The organism is Kluyvera georgiana, from assembly GCF_050990895.1.
GTDB classification, from domain to species: Bacteria; Pseudomonadota; Gammaproteobacteria; order Enterobacterales; family Enterobacteriaceae; genus Kluyvera; species Kluyvera georgiana.
In genome coordinates this window covers 4876875-4895718 of record NZ_CP158865.1, presented here as the reverse complement: position 1 = coordinate 4895718, position 18844 = coordinate 4876875, and the positions used below count along the sequence as shown (strand labels likewise).

The following is an 18844-nucleotide window of genomic DNA, read 5'->3' as shown; positions in this document are numbered from 1 at the left end:
TACTTGAGGTATATATGAGCATGATGACGGAAAGGGATATGGGCAGAATACTTCTCGATTTATCAGATGAGGTGATCAGGCGTCTCGATGAACTCAAGCAGCAGCGGAATATGCCACGCGCGGAGCTATTACGTGAAGCGGTAGAAATGTATCTGGAGAAACAAAATCAGGCTGAACAGGCCATTGCCGGCGCGCTTGGGATTTGGCAAGAGTGTGAAGACGATGGCGTTGAATTCGAAAGGCAGCTCCGCGAGGAGTGGACGCGATGAACTGTCCAGTCATCTTTGATACCAATATTTTAATCGATCTGTTCAGTGGCCGGGTTGAAGCTAAAAAGACGTTAGATTTGTATCCACCTCAGCATGCTATTAGCTTGATTACATGGATGGAGGTGATGGTTGGCGCAAAGCGATTCCATCAGGAGCGACGCACAAGGATGGCCCTGAATGCTTTTGAGGTCATAGAGATATCGCCAGAGATTGCCGAAAAGAGTGTCAACCTGAGGCAGGAATATGGCATGAAGCTGCCGGATGCCATCATTCTGGCAACTGCGCATATACACCGAAGAGAGCTAGTCACGCGTAATACAAAGGATTTTGCCACGCTACCCGGCGTGATAGTACCTTACGCATTGTAAACCGGGCAGGGACGACCGCCCGGCTTTACCAGAGAACTTACTCCCCTTCCCCCGGGAACAGGAACGGGTTAATAGAGCTACGGGCGAACCCTTCCTGCTCCATCCGCGCGTCCAGCACCAGCGAGGCGAGGTCGTCGGCCACGGCTTCCACTTTCGGGTCCTTTTCCTGATACAGAATCTTCAGGTAGGTGCCGCAGTCGCCGCAGCTTTCGGCTTTAATCGCAGCCTGCTCGTTATCCAGAGACCAGTAGTGCAGGTCGCGACTTTGTTCGCAGTTGCTGCACTTCACGCGCACGACATGCCACTCGGTTTCACACAGGTTGCAGTGCAGATAGCGCAGCCCCTGCGTGGTGCCAATTTGCACCATGCTGGAAACCGGCATCGAGCCGCACACCGGGCAGTACTGACGCTGTTCACCGTATTCTGCATGGGCTTTGCCCGGAATCAGGCTGGCCATCTGCGCCCAGTAAAGTGACAAGGCGGCCCAGATGAACGGCGCTTTATCGCTGCTGACGGAGGAGAAATCGGACTCAAACAGCGCGCTGGCCATTTGCTCCAGCTCCTGTTCGGAGGATTTCTCCAGATTTTCAATCACCGCCAGCGCCGGGCCGCTCATTTCCGGTTTCAGTTCGGCAATCATGGAGTGCAGCAGCGTATGCCAGTGTTTATCGCGCGGCAGAACGTGGATATCCAGCGGCGGCTTGCCCTGGTCGTTTGCCTCTTTAAGACGCGCGCTCAGATCCATCCGCAGCGGATGGTCGTACAGAACCACTTCCTGTGCGTGGGCAATCAGCGCCGCAAAGCGCAGGTAGTCGCCCAGCGGGTTGTTCTCTGCCAGCTCGCGCAGACGCTCGGCGCGACGATTGTAGAGGTTCTTGAGTCTGGGGAACAACAACGGCGGAATGACTTCCGCCGTACGTTTCTCGCTCGAACCCAGCTCATCTTGCGGGATTATGCGAATACTCATTCAGATGACTTTTCCTGTTTCTGGCGGACTTCACGGTACCAGCGCGGGTGATGTTTCTTCGCCCACGTTTTGGTAACCCATCCTTCCACCATCGCGGTAATGGTGCCTTTCACCCAAAGGGCGGCGTAGATATGCACCATGATAACCACAATTAACGCCACTGCGGCAAATGAATGCAGCATTAGCGCAAATCGGATCACCGGGATTGAGAAAGCAGGCGCAAAGTACGGACGCCAGATAATCACACCGCTTACCAGCAGCAGTACCAGGAAGATAATCGCCGCCCAGAATACGCATTTCTGGCCGAAGTTATAACGCCCGGTGTCACCTACTTCCTCGTTGACGACGATCTTACGAATATTCTTCGCCCAAAAGATATCATCCCGATTGATTAGATTATGGTGCCAGTAACGGAAAAACATGATGATAAACGACGCAAACATGATAACGCCGACAAACGGGTGCAGAATGCGCGCCAGCTGCGGAGTGCCCATGATTTGCATCAACCAGTTGAAGGACGGGAAGAAAAAGCCCAGCCCGCTCACCGCCGCCAGAATGAAGCAGAAGGCGGTGACCCAGTGGTTGATGCGTTCCGGCGCCGTGTAGCGCACGATGGTGTCACGTCTTTTCATTTGCGCACCTCGTCTTTCTCTTCATCAAGATTATCCTCTTCCTCTTCCGCACGGTTCGGACCGACCCCGACGTAGTGGAAGACGCTCGCGGCGAACGTGGCGGCAAAGCCGATAGCGGCTAACGGTTTCCAGACGCCTTTCCAGAACTTCACGGTAGCGCTGATTTCCGGGTTTTCCGGCAGGCCGTGGTACAGATTCGGTTTGTCGGCATGGTGCAGCACGTACATCACGTGCGTACCGCCAACGCCGGCCGGATCGTACAGCCCTGCATTGTCGTAACCACGGGTTTTCAGCTCGGCTACGCGCTCGCCCGCCAGCGTTTTCATCTCCTCTTTGGAGCCAAAGTGGATAGCGCCGGTTGGGCAGGTTTTCACGCAGGCCGGTTCTTGCCCCACGGTCACGCGGTCGACGCACAGCGTACATTTGTAGACGCGGTTGTCTTCCGGGTTAAGACGCGGGACGTTGAACGGGCAGCCTGCGATGCAGTAGCCGCAGCCAATGCACTGCTCGGACTGGAAGTCGACGATACCGTTGGCATACTGAATGATTGCGCCTTCCGATGGGCAGGCCTTCAGGCAGCCTGGGTCAGCGCAGTGCATGCAGCCATCCTTACGGATCAGCCATTCCAGTTTGTCGTTCTGCTCCACTTCCGAGAAGCGCATGACCGTCCAGGATTTAGCGGTCAGATCGGCGGGGTTATCGTACACCCCGACGTTGCTGCCGATTTCATCACGGATGTCGTTCCACTCCGAGCACGCCACCTGACAGGCCTTACAGCCGATACAGGTGGTGACGTCGATAAGCTTTGCCACCTCTTCCTGGTGATCCCGCGCGCGCGGCGCGGGAGTGAAACCGTTAGTGGCGGAACGACGAATAATATCTTGCGATTGATAAGCCATAGGTCGTCTCCGTTACACCTTTTCCACGTTCACGAGGAAGGACTTAAATTCCGGCGTTTGCGTGTTCGCATCGCCGACGAATGGCGTCAACGTATTGGCAATAAAGCCTTTTTTCGCTACGCCTTCGTAGCCCCAGTGGATTGGAATACCGATAGTATCGATATCCTTACCGTCCACTTTCAGCGTGCGGATACGCTTGGTCACCACCGCCTTAGCTTTAATATAGCCACGGTTGGAGGAGACTTTGACGGTATCGCCGTGGGCGATGCCGAGCTTATCTGCCAGCTTTTCACCGATCTCCACAAACTGTTCCGGCTGCGCAATAGCGTTAAGCAGCGCATGTTTGGTCCAGTAGTGGAAGTGTTCGGTCAGACGATAGGTGGTACCGACGTACGGGAATTTGTCCGCTTTTCCTAACGCTTCCTTGTCGCCTTTAAAGATACGGGCGGCAGGGTTGGAAATCACGTTCGGGTGCAGCGGGTTCGTCCCCAGCGGCGTTTCAAACGGCTCGTAGTGCTCCGGGAACGGACCTTCTGCCATCTTATCGAGGGCAAACAGGCGACCCATCCCTTCCGGCTGCATGATGAACGGCCCGACGTTGCTGCCCGGCGCCGCGGCGCTGTAGTCCGGAATATCCACGCCGCCCCACTTCGCGCCGTCCCATTTCAGGAGCTGGCGTTTTGGATCCCACGGGTTGCCCTGCGGGTCCGCGGAAGCGCGGTTATACAGAATACGGCGGTTGAGCGGCCACGCCCAGGCCCAGCCCAGCGTGTTGCCAAGGCCGGATGGGTCGGCGTTATCGCGGCGCGCCATCTGGTTGCCTTCCGGCGTCCAGCTACCGGCGAAGATCCAGCAGCCGCTGGCGGTTGTCCCGTCATCACGCAGTTGGGCAAACGAGCTGAGCTGTTGGCCTTTTTTCACGATAACCGCACCGGTTGCCGGGTCGATAATATCAGCCAGCGCCTTACCGTTGCTCTCCATCGCCACTTCCTCGGAAGCCGGTTCATTTGGCGTCGAGTAGTTCCAGGTCATGTTCAGCACGGGCTCTGGCGCCGGGCCGCCTTCTTCGGCATACATTTTACGCAGACGCATGAAGATACCGGCGAGGATCTCACCGTCGGTGATCGCATCCCCAGGGGCATCCGCGCCTTTCCAGTGCCACTGCAGCCAGCGTCCGGAGTTAACGATAGAACCGTTCTCCTCGGCAAAGCAGGTGGACGGCAGACGGAACACTTCGGTCTGGATTTTCGACGGATCAACATCGTTCGACTCACCATGGTTCTGCCAGAAGGTCGAGGTTTCGGTGTTGAGCGGGTCGATGGTCACCAGATACTTCAGTTTTGACAACGAGGCGACAATCTTATTTTTGTTCGGGAATGAGGCAACCGGGTTGAAGCCCTGGCAGATATAGCCGTTGACCAGGCCCTGATTCATCATCTCGAAATATTGAAGAACGTCGTAGCCTTTGTCCCATTTCGGCAGCCAGTCAAAGCCCCAGCTGTTTTCCGCCGTGGCTTTATCTCCGTAGAACGATTTCATCATTGAGACGAAGAACTTCGGATAGTTGCCCCAATAGTTAACCTGGCCGTCCAGCAGCGGTTTTGGCGTGTTGGCGGTCAGATAGGTTTGCAGGTCAGCCTGTTTTTCACTTGGCAGCGTCATATAGCCCGGCAGGCTCTGTGACAGCAAGCCTAAGTCGGTCAGCCCCTGAATGTTGGAGTGCCCGCGCAGGGCGTTTACGCCACCTCCAGCCATCCCCATATTGCCCAGCAGCAGCTGAATCATTGCCATGGTACGGATGTTTTGCGCGCCGATGGAGTGCTGCGTCCAGCCCAGTGCATAAAGGAACGAGGCGGTTTTGTCGTGGGCGCTGGTTTCGGCGATGTATTTGCACACTTTCAGGAAGTCAGCTTTTGGCGTACCGCAAATCTTCTCAACCATTTCCGGCGTGTAGCGCGAAATGTGCTGTTTCAGCAGATTCCAGACGCAGCGCGGATGGGTGAGGGTGGCGTCCCGTTTCGCGTGACCGTTTTCATCCAGCTCGTAGTTCCAGGAAGTCTTATCGTACTTGCGCGTTTCCGGGTCATAACCGCTGAACAGGCCGTCGTCGAAGCTAAAGTCTTCGCGCACGATAAGGCTGGCGTTGGTATACGCCTCGGTATACTCGCGGTTGAATTTTTCGTTGTTCAACAGGTACAGCATCACGCCTGACAGGAAGGTAATGTCAGTACCGGAGCGAATTGGGGCGTAGAAATCCGCCACCGACGCGGTACGCGTAAAGCGGGGATCGATAACAATCAGCTTAGCGCCGTTGTGAATTTTGGCTTCCATCGCCCAGCGGAACCCGACCGGGTGAGCTTCAGCGGCATTACCGCCCATCACCACAATAAGGTTGGCGTTCTTGATGTCGACCCAGTGGTTGGTCATCGCACCGCGACCAAATGTTGGAGCAAGACTTGCTACCGTTGGTCCGTGTCAGACACGCGCCTGGTTGTCGACCGCGAGCATACCGAGTGCACGCGTAAATTTCTGGGTTAAATAGCCGGTTTCGTTGCTGGACGCCGAGGCACACAGCATACCGGTCGTGAGCCAGCGGTTAACGGTGGTGCCGGCATCGTTTTTTTCGACGAAGTTGGCGTCGCGGTCAGCCTTCATCAGCTTAGCGATACGATCGAATGCTTCATCCCAGCTGATTTGCTGCCATTTATCAGAACCAGGTGCGCGATATTCAGGGTACTTAAGACGGCTTTCTGAGTGGATAAAGTCCACCAGACCTGCACCTTTAGGGCACAGTGCACCACGGTTTACCGGGTGATCCGGATCCCCTTCGATATGGAAAATCGAGGCTTTCGCATTTTTTGCGCCGTCGCCGAGGCTATACATTAAAAGCCCACAGCCGACAGAGCAGTAAGTGCAGGTGTTACGGGTCTCACGAGTACGCAGCAATTTATACTGCCGTGTTTCCGCGAGTGCGATGCTCGGGGCAAAGCCCAGTGCTGCTGCCGTGGTTCCTGCCATACCGCCAGCGCAGATCTTAAAGAACTGCCTTCTGCTGACCTGCATGGTTCACTCCTTGTTTCGACATTGTCATTGCTTGTAGTTGTCCTTCGCCCTATCTCGGCAAAGATGCTGAATAATGCGATGCCCTCAGTTCCAGGAGGGCTTTGATCCAGAATACCACATTATCGGTAGGCTTGTTCTAACGCGGTTAATGGTAGGTGAATTGATTTTGTATGCATTAACATTGAACTGTGATATCGATCGCAATTTAGCCGAAATAAAACATCCCCCAGGCGCGCCCTCAACGACCTTAACCATAAGGGATTAATGCGCCGGTCTGGCGCAATCAGCGGCGAAATAAATCAAGATTGTGCGTTATTGCACCACAAACTTGATCCATAATAAGCCTCAATTCCCTGATGTTGTGATGGAATAGACGCCCCTTATTTTTACGCCGTTCAGAGTATTTGCCGTGTTTAATGTTAAAGATGAAGTCGAGCCCTCGTTACAGCTGGTTGGCGCAGCCGAGCGTACCGTCTTCAGAAGGCCACAAATTATGCAACCCACACAGGATATTCTTGCCGAAGAAGTTCCCGTTGCGCTGGTCTACAACGGCATCTCCCACGTCGTGATGATGGCGACGCCAAAAGATCTTGAAGCCTTCGCTATCGGCTTTTCACTGTCGGAAGGCATCATTGAGCATCCCCGGGAAATCTTCGGTATGGATGTTGTCCCTGCCTGTAACGGCATGGAGGTTCGCATCGAGCTTTCCAGCCGCCGCTTTATGGGGCTGAAAGAGCGCCGTCGGGCGTTGGCTGGCCGTACGGGCTGCGGCGTGTGCGGCGTTGAGCAACTCAACGATATTGGCAGGCCGATAAAACCGCTGCCCTTTAGCCAGACGTTCGATCTGGCTCATCTCGATTACGCGCTCAGGCATTTAGATGACGTGCAACCCGTTGGCCGTGAAACGGGCTGTACGCACGCGGCGGCATGGATTATGCCCTCCGGCGAGCTGGTGGGCGGCCATGAAGACGTCGGTCGTCACGTCGCGCTGGATAAACTGCTGGGGCGTCGCGCTAAAGAAGGCGTGCTGTGGCAGCAGGGAGCCGCGCTGGTTTCCAGCCGCGCCAGCTATGAAATGGTGCAAAAATCCGCGATGTGTGGCGTTGAAATTCTGTTCGCCGTCTCTGCCGCTACCACGCTGGCGGTCGAAGTGGCTGAACGCTGCAATCTGACGCTGGTAGGCTTCTGTAAGCCGGGAAGAGCGACGATTTATACCCATCCGGAACGTCTGGTTGCGGAGTAATGCCGCCAGGCAGCCAGCAGAATACTGCCTGAAAACGCGAGTTCCATGACCGCAGCGACCGGCGATCCCGCCATTATGTTGTTCAGTAGCCAACACACGCTGCCGCAAAGCGTGTATCCGCGTAGCCTGGTGCTCTGACCTTGAAACGCGGCAAAGGTCATCAGCAGGCTACCCATCAGCGGCAAAAGGCTTGCTATTCCCTGCCAGAAGTAGGCGCTACAGGCCATCGATACCACCATAAACCCCCACATCACCCACAGACGAAGCGTAACGACAGCAATCGCAAAGCGGCAGGCCGCAATCGCCATCAACACGGCAGCAACAGGCTGTTGTAGAAGATAAAAATGCCATGCCAGCAGACCGGTGGAACAGGCGAGTACCGTCAGCGTTTGCACCCGACGATGAAAATGAAAAGCGGTAATATCAAGCGCAAAGCTGACGCTTGCAAGTATCTGGGAAAGCAGGAAAGCGGTCATCACGGCAGCCAATTCGCAAATCAATGGCATCACCATAATGGGCTTAATCCGACCTCGCGTTAACTTTTGTTAAGACGCTGGCGAATACGTGAGAGGCTCACGGGGGTAATACCGATATAGCTAGCGAGATCCCGTTGCGTTAGCTGTGATTCCCAGTGTGGGAACTGAGTCTGGACGTAGCGGTAGCGTTGCTCTGGCGTGTTGAACAACAGCATCTGTTCTTTCTTTTCTTTGTAGATCAACTGCTGAATGAGGAGTTGCATCTTGAAATCCTGGTTTTCAGCGGCCTCGAAAAAGGAGAGAGGAATGTCGCTGGTTTCGCCTGCGGTGACCATCTGCAGACTATAATCCGCCGGCGTTGCCGTCAGCCAGTTAAGGTATAAAAAGCAGCATTCACCCGGAAAATAGAACTCTTTAACGCGCTCCACGCCCCTATCGGAGTGATAAACCGCTCGCACAACACCCTGATGTAAATAGTAAAAATGGCTCTGCACCTCACCCTGATGCAGCAGCCAGGCCCCCGCGCTCTGCGACTTTTTACGACTCGTCAGTAACTGCTGATTCAACGGCATATTTTTATCTCAAAAAAATTGAAAGACAAATGCAAATCATTCCGCTTTTAGTTGATCGAGATGTGACCTAATATTTATCACATCAAGGCAATACGCCTTATCCAAACAACTAAATTAAAGGGTTTATATCATGAAAAGCATCAAAACTTTTGTCGCAGTTATGACTCTGGCCGCTTCTTTCGGTTCTTTCGCTGCGCAAACAGTGACCGCAACTGCCTCTACTATTGACGGTGCAGAAGCGAAAATTGCCGCTCAGGCTGAACAGGCAGGCGCCAGCTCTTACAAAATTACTCAGGCTTACGCCGGTAACCGCGTGCATATGACCGCTGAACTGACCAAATAAGCCATTAGCTAGTGTCGAAAGAGCGCCCTCGGGGCGCTTTTTTCGTTTATACCCGGCAGACGCAGCAATGCGCTAGTGTTGGCTATTCCTTTTGCGCGTCTGCTTGAGTCGCAGGCGAATAAAACGCAGGTCATTCGTCGGTCGAAGGCTCCAGGGTGATTGCCGGGCAGGCCAACGACCAGGCAACGTTGCTTGCGACCTGTCTGCCGGGCGTGCCGGAAGAACTCAATGCCGGGGATGACATCTGCTACCCTGCCGATGACGAACATCTGTTTAAAGTGCTGGAACCGAACACAATGGCGATTCTGCTGGCAGAGCAAAACTGAGTGTACAGGGATGTAGATATATAGAATTTTGCATCTATCTTTAATAATCATATTATCTAAATAATATTTAATTTTTATTTGTTTTTCATTTTTATTGGTTGGTTGTTATAAATACTATCCGATATTCATCTTTTATTCTCTTTCAGTGTTATCTCGCTCACGATCTTTTAAAGAACCTTATTTACGCACTAAAGTTTATTAGCTAGTGTTTTTGCATCTATTAAGAAATATATCTTTCTATAAAGGTTAATGTCCTTTATGGAGTAGATGATAAAAAATTCATCGCCGTTATACAAGTGCGCATGAAATCTCTCCTGGGATTTCTGGGATGTTCTTTATTTCAAGGAAAGTGAATAATGAAGAAGTCGACATTAGCTATCGCTATTGGATTATTATTAGTGGCCAATACCGGTTTCGCTAAAACAACGAAGATGACGTTGGAACAGCGACTGGAACAGTTAGAAACTCGTCTGGAAGCAGCAGAAAGTCGTGCCGAGCAGGCTGAACAAAAAGTTCAGGCCCTGCAGGTGCAGCAGGCGGCTGAGATTAAACAAATTAAGGCGGCACAGGGCAACACGCCTGTGAACGGAGAGGCTTCAGCCGAAGAAACGAAGAAAAACGCCTCTACGCCTAACCTTGTGTTATCCGGTTATGGCGATCTGAAAATCTACGGCGACGTGGAATTCAATATGGATGCCGAAAGTAATCATGGCTTACTGGCCATGACAAACTCAACCTATGATGGTGACCCGACGAATGAAAAATGGGACGTGAACGGTCGTATTCTTCTGGGTTTTGATGGTATGCGTAAATTGGATAACGGCTATTTCGCAGGGTTCTCGGCACAACCTTTGGGTGATCTTTCCGGTTCAGTGAATATCGATGACTCGGTCTTCTTCTTTGGTAAGGAAAACGACTGGAAAATTAAAGTTGGCCGTTTCGAAGCCTACGATATGTTCCCGCTTAATCAGGATACCTTCGTTGAACATTCAGGGAATACTGCCAACGATCTTTATGACGATGGTAGCGGTTATATCTATATGATGAAAGAAGGCCGTGGCCGTTCTGATTCGGGCGGCAATTTCCTGATGAGCAAACAAATTGATAACTGGTATTTCGAATTAAACACCCTGCTGGAAGATGGTACGTCATTGTATAACGATGGCGATTATCACGGGCGTGAGATGGAACAGCAGAAAAATGTGGCTTATCTGCGCCCGGTTGTGGCCTGGTCCCCGACGGATGAACTCACCATTTCTGCTGCGATGGAAAGTAACGTTGTTAATAACGCTTACGGCTACACCAATAGTAAAGGTGAATTTGTCGATCAGTCAGACCGTACCGGCTACGGCTTGACCATGACATGGAATGGGCTGAAAAACGATCCGGATGATGGCATCGTGGTTAACGTCAATACAGCCTATCTTGATGCGAACAACGAAAAAGACTTCACTGCGGCGGCTAACGTACTGTGGAAGCGTTTTGAACTGGGCTATATCTATGCACATAACAAGATTGATGACTATGCGGGTGTTGTGTGTGACAACGATTGCTGGATTGACGATGAAGGGACTTATGACATTCATACCTTCCATGCTTCCTACCAGTTTGCCAACGTCATGGATATGCAGAATTTTAATATCTATCTCGGTACCTATTACTCTATCCTGAACAGCGATGGTGATGGTCACAACGGTGATGGATCTGACGATCGCTATGGTGCGCGCGTTCGTTTTAAATATTACTTCTAAAAAACAAAGGCCTCTGGAAGCAGAGGCCTTTTTCGTGGGTTAATCCAGGTAAAACACTTCCTTTAGCTCTGCACTTACCGGGCTGTTGTCCTGATTTGACGGCATCACGTCGGTCATGTATTTCCACCAGCGCTGGCACACGTCGGTATTGGCCACCGCATTCCAGCGCTCTTCAGACTCAATTTCGACGGTAGCAAACAGCAGATTGCGCGCTTGATCGAGATAAATCGCGTAGTGGTGCGCTCCGTGGGATTTCAGTACGGTTTCCAGCTCCGGCCAGATGGGATTGTGGCGGCGCTGGTACTCTTCGTGTGCGTTGGCGTTAACCTGCATCACAAAGGCTTTACGGATCATAATGCCTCCAGGTACAGCTCGCGGACTTCATCGCGGCTGGCGGTACGCGGGTTACAGGGTGCGCAAGGGTCAGCCAGCGCTTTATCCAGCCATCCTTCGATGTCTTCTTTGGTCACGCCCAGTTTACTGAAACCTTCAGGAATGCCAACGCGCGCGCTCAGCTGACGAATAGCGTTGATTGCCTCCATGCTGGCGGCTTCGTCGCTCATATTGCGGGTATCGACGCCCATCGCCTGCGCGACGCGGGCAAAACGCGCCACCGCGTTCGGGCGGTTAAAGTTTTCGATGATCGGCAGCAGGATAGCGTTACACACGCCGTGAGGGAGGTTGTGGGTTGCGCCCGGCTGATGCGCCAGCGCATGCACCAGGCCCAGACCGGCGCTGTTGAACGCCATTCCCGCCAGATACTGGCCAAAGGCCATCTGCTCGCGGGCTTCCAGATTGTGGCCGTCGTCGACGGCTTTCGGGAGCCATAGGGTAATCAGGCGGATCGCTTCCAGCGCGTTGGCGTCGGTCAGCGGATGTGCGCCAATGGAAACATACGCTTCGACCGCGTGGGTCAGCGCGTCCATACCGGTTGCTGCGGTGACTGAGGCAGGAATATCAAGCATCACGCTGGCATCGTCCACGGCGATGTCCGGAATGATATTCGAATCGATGATGACTTCTTTCACCTGGCGGTCGGTGTCGATGATGACCGCGTTGCTGGTCATCTCGGCGGCGGTGCCGGCAGTGGTATTGATCGCCACCAGATGTACACCCGCGTTCAGCACTTTACCCACGCCAGAGTAGGCGGTGGATGGGCCTGGGTTGGCGGTCAGGATCTTAATCGCTTTCGCGGTGTCGATTGGGCTGCCGCCGCCGAAGGCGATGATGTAATCACAGCCTTCGGCCTGGTATGTGGCATAACCTTTTTGCACCAGCGCTTCGGTCGGGTTGGGGAAAACCTCATCGAACAGGTGGTAAGACATTTTATGCGCATCCAGCGCGGTAAACAGGCTGTCCAGCAGACCCAGCTTCACCAGCTGACCGTCGGTGACGATCAGCGCCTTGCCCCACTGTTTCCCGGCAACCAGGTTAACCATATCGGCAATGGCACCCGCGCCGTGCAGGCTGATTTTTGGCAGTGCTAACATAAAACTCATGGTGTTCTCCTTGATACCTAACTTGTGAAATCCTGTGTTCCCTCGGCTGGTTTGCGGTGATGGTCAGGGAGGGAGAATGGGTAAGAGTTGCGCCTCAAGCGGGCTAAGAACTCATCCCATTAGCTCAGCGTTGAGATAATGGGATGCATTCTGAAGCCTGACCTCAATGGCTGAGGTCAGGCGATATGCTTATTTATACAGATTTAATGCGCTGGCCATCGGCGTCACGCCAAAGCGCTGGCCGAGAGCAATCAGTTCTTGCTGCGTGATGGTTTGCTTCATGCCGCCCATTGAGTACACCTTAACCAGCACTTCTGCGGATTTTTCGGCGGTATCAATCAGACCAAAGGTTTCGTCGAGCGTTGGGCCGCTGCCGAAGACGCCGTGGAACGGCCACAGCACCAGAGAATGCTGACGCATTTCAACGGCGGTCGCCTGACCAATTTCATCGGTACCTGGCACCATCCACGGCAGAATGCCGACGCCGTCCGGGAAGACCACCAGACACTCGGTGCTGCCTTCCCACAGTTTGCGGGTGATCAGCGCGCTATCGTTTTCCAGCACGTAGGTCAGGGCGATCAGGTTGGTCGCGTGGCAGTGCATGATGACGCGGTCTTTGCCGTCGGTCAGTTTGATACGTTCGCAGTGCGACAGGAAATGCGCGGGCAGCTCGGAGGTAGGCACCGCTTCGTGAGTCAGCCCCCATAAAATGTGATAGCCCGCGCCATCGCTATCCACCTTCACGACGCCGAGGTTAGCGGACGGGTCGAGCTGCACATTACGGAAGAATTTACCGGAACCGGTGACGATAAACGGCGTGTTCGCCAGCATTGGCATCGGTTGGCTCAGGGCGATATAGCGCGGTTCGGCGTGGAAATCGGCGGTGAATGGTGCGATATCCGCTTCGTCGAGGCGCAGCGTCAGGTTGCCGCCGTTGCGCTCGTCCCAGCCTTTTAACCAGGCGTCAGAGGTGGCTTTGATCATGCCCTGGACGAACCAGGAGTCGGTAATGGTCTGCATAGTCTTGTTGTCCTGTGTACTTTGATGCCCGATGGCGCTGCGCTTATCGGGTCTACAATGGCTGTTGTTTCGTAGGCCGGATAAGGCAAAGCCGCCATCCGGCTATTGCACTCGATTATTTGCGCTTGTTCAGAATCTCTTTCTCATAGCCGCGCACGCTCTCCAGCCACTGACTTCCTGCCGGGGTATCGTTACGCTGGCAGTACATTTCCCACACCGCCTGCCACGGCAGGCACTTCTGCTCTTCCAGCAGCGCCAGACGCGCGGTGTAGTCGCCGGATGCTTCCAGTTGACGCAGCTGTTCGGTTGGCTCCAGCAGTGCGCGCAGCAGGGCTTTCTTCATGTTGCGGGTGCCGATAACCCATGCCGCGATACGGTTGATGGAGGCATCGAAGAAATCGAGGCCGATGTGCACACGGTCAAACAGATTGTGGCGAATGATTTCGCTCGCGATGGCCTGGGTTTCGTCATCCAGCAGCACAACATGGTCGCTATCCCAACGCACCGGGCGGCTGACGTGCAGCAATAAACGTGGCACGTACAGCATGGCGGCGGAAATTTTGTCGGAGATCACTTCCGTCGGGTGGAAGTGGCCAGCATCCAGGCACAGCGCGGTCTGGCGGCTGGTGGCGTAGCCCATATAGAACTCATTGGAGCCTACGGTGTAGCTCTCTGCGCCGATACCGAACAGTTTGCTTTCCACGGCATCAATGTGGTGCGCCGGGTCCAGTTTTTCGCCGATCACTTCATCCAGCGCGGCGGCCAGACGCTGGCGCGGTGCCAGACGGTCAACGGTGACGTCTTTCATGCCGTCCGGGATCCAGATATTCATCACCGACGGCGTGCCCAGCTGTTCACCGAAATAAGCGGAAATGCGGCGGCTGGCCTTGCAGTGGTCAATCCAGAACTGGCGGATTTTCGGATCGGCGTGGGACAGGGTAAAGCCGTCTGCACTCAACGGGTGTGAGAAACAGGACGGGTTGAAGTCGAGGCCCAGCTTGTGTTTTTTCGCCCACTCAACCCAGTTTTTGAAGTGTTCTGGCTTAATTTCGTCACGCGCGACCGGTGTATCAGACTCCAGATAGATCGCATGCAGGTTCAGGCGTTTTGGCCCCGGGATCAGGCTCAACGCCTGCTCCAGATCGGCACGCAGTTCGCTGGCGTTACGCGCTTTGCCCGGATAGTTACCGGTTGCCTGGATCCCACCCGTTAAGTTGCCCTCTGGATTTTCAAAACCCGCGACGTCATCGCCCTGCCAGCAGTGCATGGATACCGGCAGGCGATCCAGCTGGCGCAACGCCTCTTCGACGTCGATACCGACGGCGGCATAGCGCTGTTTCGCGAGTTCCCAGGCTTGGTCGAGTTGAGTGGTCATGCGCAAAGCTCCTTTGTCTGTCGTTGTTGCTGAAACTGCGCAACGTAGCGGGCAATTTCATGGTCAGGATGAGGGGTGAAGGTGGTGAGACCGTAGTTATGGGTCACGACCTTGCGGAAATCATCGACGTTGGAAAGTTCGTCCAGCGTCATCAGTTGAATGCCGATATTGCCGAGGGTAGAGGCCTCAATCGGGCCTGCCACCACGGTGATGCCGCAGGCATCGGCGCACAGTTGGTTCAGCAGATGGTTCTGGCAGCCGCCGCCCACGATGTGCAGTTGGCTAAATGGCTTGCCGCGCAGCTGCACCAGCTCGTTAAGCACGTCGGCGTACAGCAGCGCGAGGCTGTCAAAAATGCAGCGTGCCAGCTCGGCGGTGTTGGCCGGCACCGGCTGTGCCGTTTCGCGGCAGGCAGCCTGAATTTCGGCGCTCATGTTGTGGGGGTTAATAAAGCGATCGTCGTTGGGGTTGATCAGCCAGCGGCAGGCGGGCAGCTTCGCGGTGTCAGCGATGAGCGTTGGCAGGTCGCCCACGTTCTGCTCTTTCAGCATGCGCTGTAACAGCCACAAACCCATAATGTTTTTCAGCACCCGATAGCGGCCTTCGGCACCGCCCTCGTTGGTAATATTTGCGCGCTGCGCTTGCTCGCTGGTGTAAGGTGTCTTGCTCTCAAAGCCCATTAGCGACCAGGTGCCGGAAGAGAGGTAGGCGGCATCGTCACTCGCCAGCGGCGACGCAATCACCGCGCTGGCGGTGTCATGGCTGGCGACGGCAACGACCGGAATATCGTTACCCTGCGGGCAAACCCAATGACCAATCACGTTACCCGGATGCGTCGGCGTGCCGAACCAGGAGGCCGGCGCGCCGCTCCAGTTGAGCAGGTCTTCGTCCCAGCTATCGCTGTGAATATTCACCAGCTGCGTGGTTGTAGCGTTGGTGTACTCCCAGTTCATCTTGCCGGTCAGACGGTAGCTGAAATAGTCCGGGATCAGCAGCGCGTGCGCCGCCTGAGCGACCAGCTCCGGCTGTTGTTCAACCAGCGCGCGCAGCTGATATAGCGTATTGAACGGCAGGAACTGAATGCCGCTGCGGCGGTAAATATTACTTTGACCTAACTGTTCCATCGCCATGGCCATCACGCCGTCGGTGCGGCTGTCGCGATAGGCGACCGGCAGACCGACGCGTTGACCGTTTTTATCCAGCAGCACGTAGTCAACGCCCCAGGTGTCGATACCGATGCTGTCGATACGGATGCCTTCATCGCACACTTTGTTAAGGCCGGCGCGGATTTCCGCTTCCAGGCTGTCGATATCCCAGGTATCAAAACCCTCCTGCTGATGCAGGCTGTTAGTGAAACGGTGGATTTCGCGCAGTGAAAGCAAACGCGACCGGGCATCGTAGCGCGCCAGCATTACGCGTCCGCTTGAAGCGCCTAAATCGACGGCCACACAATGGCGAAAAGTCATGGCAAAAGTCCTTCTGAGAGTCATTACCGCTCAGTCTAAAAAAAGGACATCGTCACTACCTTCTCGTTACTGACAGACGCCATTGGCCGCTGGCAAGAAAGCAAAGATGAACGTGAGAGAGTTCACAAATTCCCGCGATAATGCGGCTTTCAGGGGGTGTGATACTGACCGCATTTCCCGAACTTTCCGGCTGTTTCTTGAAAAAAAGACCGGGTTTGCGCGCTTTGCTGTCAAAACGTCAAGGTGAGATCCCTCAGTGAAGATTACTATCCTGATAACATTTCTCATTTGGTGGGCGTTGTTATGACCGTATTACACAGCGTGGATTTCTTCTCTTCCGGTAAGTTGCCTGTTGCGATCGAACCTCGGCTTCCTCAGGCGGCTTTTCCTGAGCATCATCATGATTTTAATGAGATTGTTATCGTTGAACACGGTACGGGTATTCATGTCTTCAATGGTCAGCCGCATACGATTTGTGGTGGCACCGTTTGCTTCGTGCGCGACGTCGATCGTCATCTGTATGAACATACCGATAATCTCTGTCTGACCAATGTGTTATATCGCGCTCCGGATGCTTTCCAGTTCTTGTCAGGTCTTAACAAACTACTGCCGCAGGAACAGGATGGCCACTATCCTTCCCACTGGCGGGTTAACCAGAGTACGTTACAGCAGGTGCGGGCGATTGTGGGTCAGATGGAAGAAGCCAAAGACAGTACCGATATGATGTCGCTGGCCAACCGCGAAATCCTCTTTATGCAGCTGCTGGTTTTGCTGCGTAAAGGCAGTCAGGTGCAGGGCGCTATTGATAACGATGCCCGCCTGAACCAACTAATGGCGTGGCTGGAAGATCACTTTGCCGAGGACGTATGCTGGGAAGCGTTGGCCGAGCAATTCTCGCTATCGCTGCGCACGCTGCACCGCCAGTTGAAGCACTGCACCGGCCTGACGCCGCAGCGTTATCTGAACCGCCTGCGGCTGATTAAAGCGCGGCATCTGCTGCGTCACAGCGATGAAAGCGTGACCGATATTGCTTACCACTGCGGGTTTGGTGACAGCAACCACTTCTCTACGCTGTTCCGTCGTGAGTTTAACTGGTCGCCGCGCGATATCCGCCAGGGCCGGGATACGGTGCTTCAGTAACGCGAAGGCAATCACCGTTTTTTACCGTAAAACGGCTAATAATAGTAAGTTGTTAGTCGTTGAGGTATCAGCGTGTCAGGCCAGTTAATCCTTCGAAAAGACGAGTTTTTCGCCAGTTCCGCACAGGCCGTTGCGGTGGCGGATCGTTATCCGCAGAACGTTTTTGCTGAGCATACCCACGAATTTTGCGAGCTGGTGCTGGTCTGGCGCGGCAACGGCCTGCATATCCTCAATGACCGTCCCTACCGTATTACCCGCGGCGATTTGTTCTATATTCGCGCCGAAGATAAACACTCCTACGCTTCCGTTAATGATTTGGTTTTGCAGAATATTATCTACTGCCCCGAACGCCTGAAGCTCAATCTCGACTGGGTAAGCCATATTCCCGGCTTACACGGTTCGCCCTGGGTACCACACTGGCGCATTGGCAGTACCGGAATGACACAGGCGCGGCAGATTATGACCCAGCTGGAGCACGAGAGCCGCAAAGAAGACGCGCTGGCAAACCAGATGTCTGAACTGCTGTTTGCCCAACTGGTGGTGTGTCTGAAGCGCTACCGTTATGCCACCGACAACCTTGCGGCAACGCAAAGTGAAGCGCTGCTGGATAAACTGCTTACCGCGCTGGCGGGCAGCCTGAACCGGCCTTTCGTATTAGATTCCTTCTGCACACAACAGGGATGCAGCGAGCGTGCGCTACGCCAACAGTTCCGTACCCAGACCGGCATGACCGTAAACCATTACCTGCGTCAGCTGCGCATTTGCCACGCGCAATATCTGTTGCAGCACACAGAGCTACTGATTGGTGAAGTGGCGATGCGCTGTGGGTTTGAAGACAGCAACTATTTTTCGGTCGTGTTCAACCGCGAGATTGGTATGACGCCGGGGCAGTGGCGTCAGCGCAGCAGGATTGCAGCCTAATACATAATATCTATTTATATATTTAAAATATCTTGATACTTATTGTTAGGCAGGAATAAATAAAAGTCAGCGCTCTGTGCAATAAATCACAGTTGTTCTTTTGTTTTTGTTTTACTCTCTATCAATCTATTCACGGGGGTGCTTTATCAATGATGACCAACTCATTCATTATTAAGAGCATAGTTTTAATTTTGCTATCAATCGATCGCAAAATTAAAACTATGCTTGATGAAATATGTTGGTTTAATTCTGTTAACGCCCTTGCGGAAAACGAGGAAATTGAACAGGAATGCATGGATACGCAAATGGCGGAGAGCTGGTCCTCTCTATGGGACTGCGCGGGTGAAGCGCTTTGCGTGAGCGTTCGCCAACGCTGCCATCGACTAGCCCGCTTCAGTCTACGCTTTCCTCAGGTGTTACTGTGTCGTCGCAAACGCGATGAACTGGCGTTTAGTTTCCGTAATTCCAGCCTCCATCAGCTGTTAATCTGCCGCCACACAAGCGGGGCGGACGC

19 protein-coding genes are annotated in these 18844 nt (G+C 53.9%); 8 read left to right on the top strand and 11 right to left on the bottom strand.

The genetic code is table 11. The features are described 5' to 3' along the window. Nucleotides 1-14 precede the first annotated feature (14 nt). Both ABTW00_RS23130 and ABTW00_RS23125 read left to right on the top strand, forming a co-directional pair. The gene (locus ABTW00_RS23130; RefSeq protein WP_433637878.1) at nucleotides 15-269 is read left to right on the top strand and encodes a CopG family transcriptional regulator; all 255 of its coding nucleotides are present in this window, start codon (nucleotides 15-17) and stop codon (nucleotides 267-269) included. Further along, nucleotides 266-637 carry a type II toxin-antitoxin system VapC family toxin gene (locus tag ABTW00_RS23125; protein ID WP_433637876.1) on the top strand — a complete coding sequence of 124 codons (372 nt, stop codon included), beginning with the start codon at nucleotides 266-268 and terminating at the stop codon, nucleotides 635-637. Before ABTW00_RS23130 ends, ABTW00_RS23125 begins: the two co-directional genes overlap by 4 nt. A gap of 37 nt (nucleotides 638-674) precedes the next feature. Here ABTW00_RS23125 and fdhE read toward each other — a convergent pair whose 3' ends face one another. Genes fdhE through fdnG form a run of 4 tightly spaced genes read right to left on the bottom strand, consistent with a single transcriptional unit; the run spans nucleotide 675 to nucleotide 6198 of the window. Beyond that, nucleotides 675-1604 carry a formate dehydrogenase accessory protein FdhE gene (gene fdhE, locus ABTW00_RS23120; protein WP_061380387.1) on the bottom strand — a complete coding sequence of 310 codons (930 nt, stop codon included), beginning with the start codon at nucleotides 1602-1604 and terminating at the stop codon, nucleotides 675-677. Beyond that, the gene (gene fdoI, locus ABTW00_RS23115) at nucleotides 1601-2236 is read right to left on the bottom strand and encodes a formate dehydrogenase cytochrome b556 subunit (RefSeq protein ID WP_433637873.1); all 636 of its coding nucleotides are present in this window, start codon (nucleotides 2234-2236) and stop codon (nucleotides 1601-1603) included. The genes fdhE and fdoI overlap by 4 nt, the downstream gene beginning before the upstream one ends. Further along, nucleotides 2233-3135: a formate dehydrogenase subunit beta gene (gene fdxH / locus ABTW00_RS23110; protein WP_064540463.1), complete on the bottom strand. Its 903-nt coding sequence runs from the start codon at nucleotides 3133-3135 to the stop codon at nucleotides 2233-2235. The genes fdoI and fdxH overlap by 4 nt, the downstream gene beginning before the upstream one ends. A 12-nt stretch (nucleotides 3136-3147) precedes the next feature. Next, nucleotides 3148-6198 (bottom strand): formate dehydrogenase-N subunit alpha, encoded by a 3051-nt coding sequence (gene fdnG, locus ABTW00_RS23105; RefSeq protein WP_433637869.1) that lies wholly within the window; start codon nucleotides 6196-6198, stop codon nucleotides 3148-3150. Nucleotides 6199-6646: 448 nt separating this feature from the next. On the opposite strand from fdnG, the gene fdhD reads away from it, so the two are divergent. After that, complete coding sequence (gene fdhD / locus ABTW00_RS23100) at nucleotides 6647-7441, top strand: formate dehydrogenase accessory sulfurtransferase FdhD (RefSeq protein ID WP_433641120.1); 795 nt, start codon at nucleotides 6647-6649, stop codon at nucleotides 7439-7441. Here fdhD and ABTW00_RS23095 read toward each other — a convergent pair. Continuing rightward, on the bottom strand, nucleotides 7408-7941 hold the full coding sequence (locus ABTW00_RS23095) for a YgjV family protein (RefSeq protein ID WP_433637866.1): 534 nt from the start codon (nucleotides 7939-7941) through the stop codon (nucleotides 7408-7410). The two genes, fdhD and ABTW00_RS23095, sit on opposite strands and share 34 nt — an antisense overlap. A gap of 35 nt (nucleotides 7942-7976) precedes the next feature. Then, nucleotides 7977-8489 carry a Crp/Fnr family transcriptional regulator gene (locus ABTW00_RS23090; protein ID WP_433637863.1) on the bottom strand — a complete coding sequence of 171 codons (513 nt, stop codon included), beginning with the start codon at nucleotides 8487-8489 and terminating at the stop codon, nucleotides 7977-7979. A gap of 130 nt (nucleotides 8490-8619) precedes the next feature. On the opposite strand from ABTW00_RS23090, the gene ABTW00_RS23085 reads away from it, so the two are divergent. The 3 genes from ABTW00_RS23085 to ABTW00_RS23075 all read left to right on the top strand — a co-directional run bounded on the left by ABTW00_RS23085 (nucleotide 8620) and on the right by ABTW00_RS23075 (nucleotide 10909). Continuing rightward, on the top strand, nucleotides 8620-8832 hold the full coding sequence (locus ABTW00_RS23085) for a DUF1471 domain-containing protein (RefSeq protein WP_433637860.1): 213 nt from the start codon (nucleotides 8620-8622) through the stop codon (nucleotides 8830-8832). A 155-nt stretch (nucleotides 8833-8987) separates the two neighbouring features. Continuing rightward, nucleotides 8988-9158: a DNA-binding protein gene (locus ABTW00_RS23080; protein ID WP_074416830.1), complete on the top strand. Its 171-nt coding sequence runs from the start codon at nucleotides 8988-8990 to the stop codon at nucleotides 9156-9158. A 356-nt stretch (nucleotides 9159-9514) separates the two neighbouring features. Next, a complete protein-coding gene (locus tag ABTW00_RS23075; RefSeq protein WP_433637857.1) occupies nucleotides 9515-10909 on the top strand; it encodes a carbohydrate porin in 1395 nt (464 codons plus the stop codon). Between the two features lie 39 nt (nucleotides 10910-10948). Here ABTW00_RS23075 and rhaM read toward each other — a convergent pair whose 3' ends face one another. From rhaM to rhaB, 5 genes are all read right to left on the bottom strand, one after another. After that, nucleotides 10949-11263, bottom strand: coding sequence for an L-rhamnose mutarotase (rhaM, locus tag ABTW00_RS23070; RefSeq protein ID WP_433637854.1), 315 nt, complete (start codon nucleotides 11261-11263; stop codon nucleotides 10949-10951). Next, nucleotides 11260-12408, bottom strand: a complete 1149-nt coding sequence (gene fucO / locus ABTW00_RS23065; protein ID WP_433637851.1) for a lactaldehyde reductase — start codon at nucleotides 12406-12408, stop codon at nucleotides 11260-11262. The genes rhaM and fucO overlap by 4 nt, the downstream gene beginning before the upstream one ends. Nucleotides 12409-12597: 189 nt before the next feature. Further along, nucleotides 12598-13428 (bottom strand): rhamnulose-1-phosphate aldolase, encoded by an 831-nt coding sequence (gene rhaD / locus ABTW00_RS23060; RefSeq protein WP_433637848.1) that lies wholly within the window; start codon nucleotides 13426-13428, stop codon nucleotides 12598-12600. A gap of 115 nt (nucleotides 13429-13543) precedes the next feature. Then, the gene (gene rhaA / locus ABTW00_RS23055; RefSeq protein WP_433637845.1) at nucleotides 13544-14803 is read right to left on the bottom strand and encodes an L-rhamnose isomerase; all 1260 of its coding nucleotides are present in this window, start codon (nucleotides 14801-14803) and stop codon (nucleotides 13544-13546) included. Beyond that, the gene (rhaB, locus tag ABTW00_RS23050) at nucleotides 14800-16269 is read right to left on the bottom strand and encodes a rhamnulokinase (RefSeq protein ID WP_433637843.1); all 1470 of its coding nucleotides are present in this window, start codon (nucleotides 16267-16269) and stop codon (nucleotides 14800-14802) included. The genes rhaA and rhaB overlap by 4 nt, the downstream gene beginning before the upstream one ends. Before the next feature lie 303 nt (nucleotides 16270-16572). Between rhaB and rhaS the strand changes: the two genes are divergently transcribed. Both rhaS and rhaR read left to right on the top strand, forming a co-directional pair. Next, the gene (gene rhaS, locus ABTW00_RS23045; RefSeq protein ID WP_064540431.1) at nucleotides 16573-17409 is read left to right on the top strand and encodes an HTH-type transcriptional activator RhaS; all 837 of its coding nucleotides are present in this window, start codon (nucleotides 16573-16575) and stop codon (nucleotides 17407-17409) included. A gap of 72 nt (nucleotides 17410-17481) precedes the next feature. Continuing rightward, entirely contained in the window at nucleotides 17482-18330 is an 849-nt protein-coding gene (rhaR, locus tag ABTW00_RS23040; protein WP_065357293.1) for an HTH-type transcriptional activator RhaR, read from the top strand. The last annotated feature ends 514 nt before the right edge of the window (nucleotides 18331-18844 follow it).

What these genes read in the sequence shown, in the direction of transcription:
- fdhE (WP_061380387.1), bottom strand. Translation starts at nt 1,604, where the DNA reads ATGAGTATTCGCATAATCCCGCAAGATGAGCTGGGTTCGAGCGAGAAA.
- ABTW00_RS23130 (WP_433637878.1), top strand. Translation starts at nt 15, where the DNA reads ATGAGCATGATGACGGAAAGGGATATGGGCAGAATACTTCTCGATTTA.
- ABTW00_RS23085 (WP_433637860.1), top strand. Translation starts at nt 8,620, where the DNA reads ATGAAAAGCATCAAAACTTTTGTCGCAGTTATGACTCTGGCCGCTTCT.
- rhaS (WP_064540431.1), top strand. Translation starts at nt 16,573, where the DNA reads ATGACCGTATTACACAGCGTGGATTTCTTCTCTTCCGGTAAGTTGCCT.
- rhaM (WP_433637854.1), bottom strand. Translation starts at nt 11,263, where the DNA reads ATGATCCGTAAAGCCTTTGTGATGCAGGTTAACGCCAACGCACACGAA.
- ABTW00_RS23125 (WP_433637876.1), top strand. Translation starts at nt 266, where the DNA reads ATGAACTGTCCAGTCATCTTTGATACCAATATTTTAATCGATCTGTTC.
- rhaA (WP_433637845.1), bottom strand. Translation starts at nt 14,803, where the DNA reads ATGACCACTCAACTCGACCAAGCCTGGGAACTCGCGAAACAGCGCTAT.
- fdxH (WP_064540463.1), bottom strand. Translation starts at nt 3,135, where the DNA reads ATGGCTTATCAATCGCAAGATATTATTCGTCGTTCCGCCACTAACGGT.
- rhaD (WP_433637848.1), bottom strand. Translation starts at nt 13,428, where the DNA reads ATGCAGACCATTACCGACTCCTGGTTCGTCCAGGGCATGATCAAAGCC.
- ABTW00_RS23075 (WP_433637857.1), top strand. Translation starts at nt 9,515, where the DNA reads ATGAAGAAGTCGACATTAGCTATCGCTATTGGATTATTATTAGTGGCC.
- ABTW00_RS23090 (WP_433637863.1), bottom strand. Translation starts at nt 8,489, where the DNA reads ATGCCGTTGAATCAGCAGTTACTGACGAGTCGTAAAAAGTCGCAGAGC.
- fdoI (WP_433637873.1), bottom strand. Translation starts at nt 2,236, where the DNA reads ATGAAAAGACGTGACACCATCGTGCGCTACACGGCGCCGGAACGCATC.
- fucO (WP_433637851.1), bottom strand. Translation starts at nt 12,408, where the DNA reads ATGAGTTTTATGTTAGCACTGCCAAAAATCAGCCTGCACGGCGCGGGT.
- rhaB (WP_433637843.1), bottom strand. Translation starts at nt 16,269, where the DNA reads ATGACTTTTCGCCATTGTGTGGCCGTCGATTTAGGCGCTTCAAGCGGA.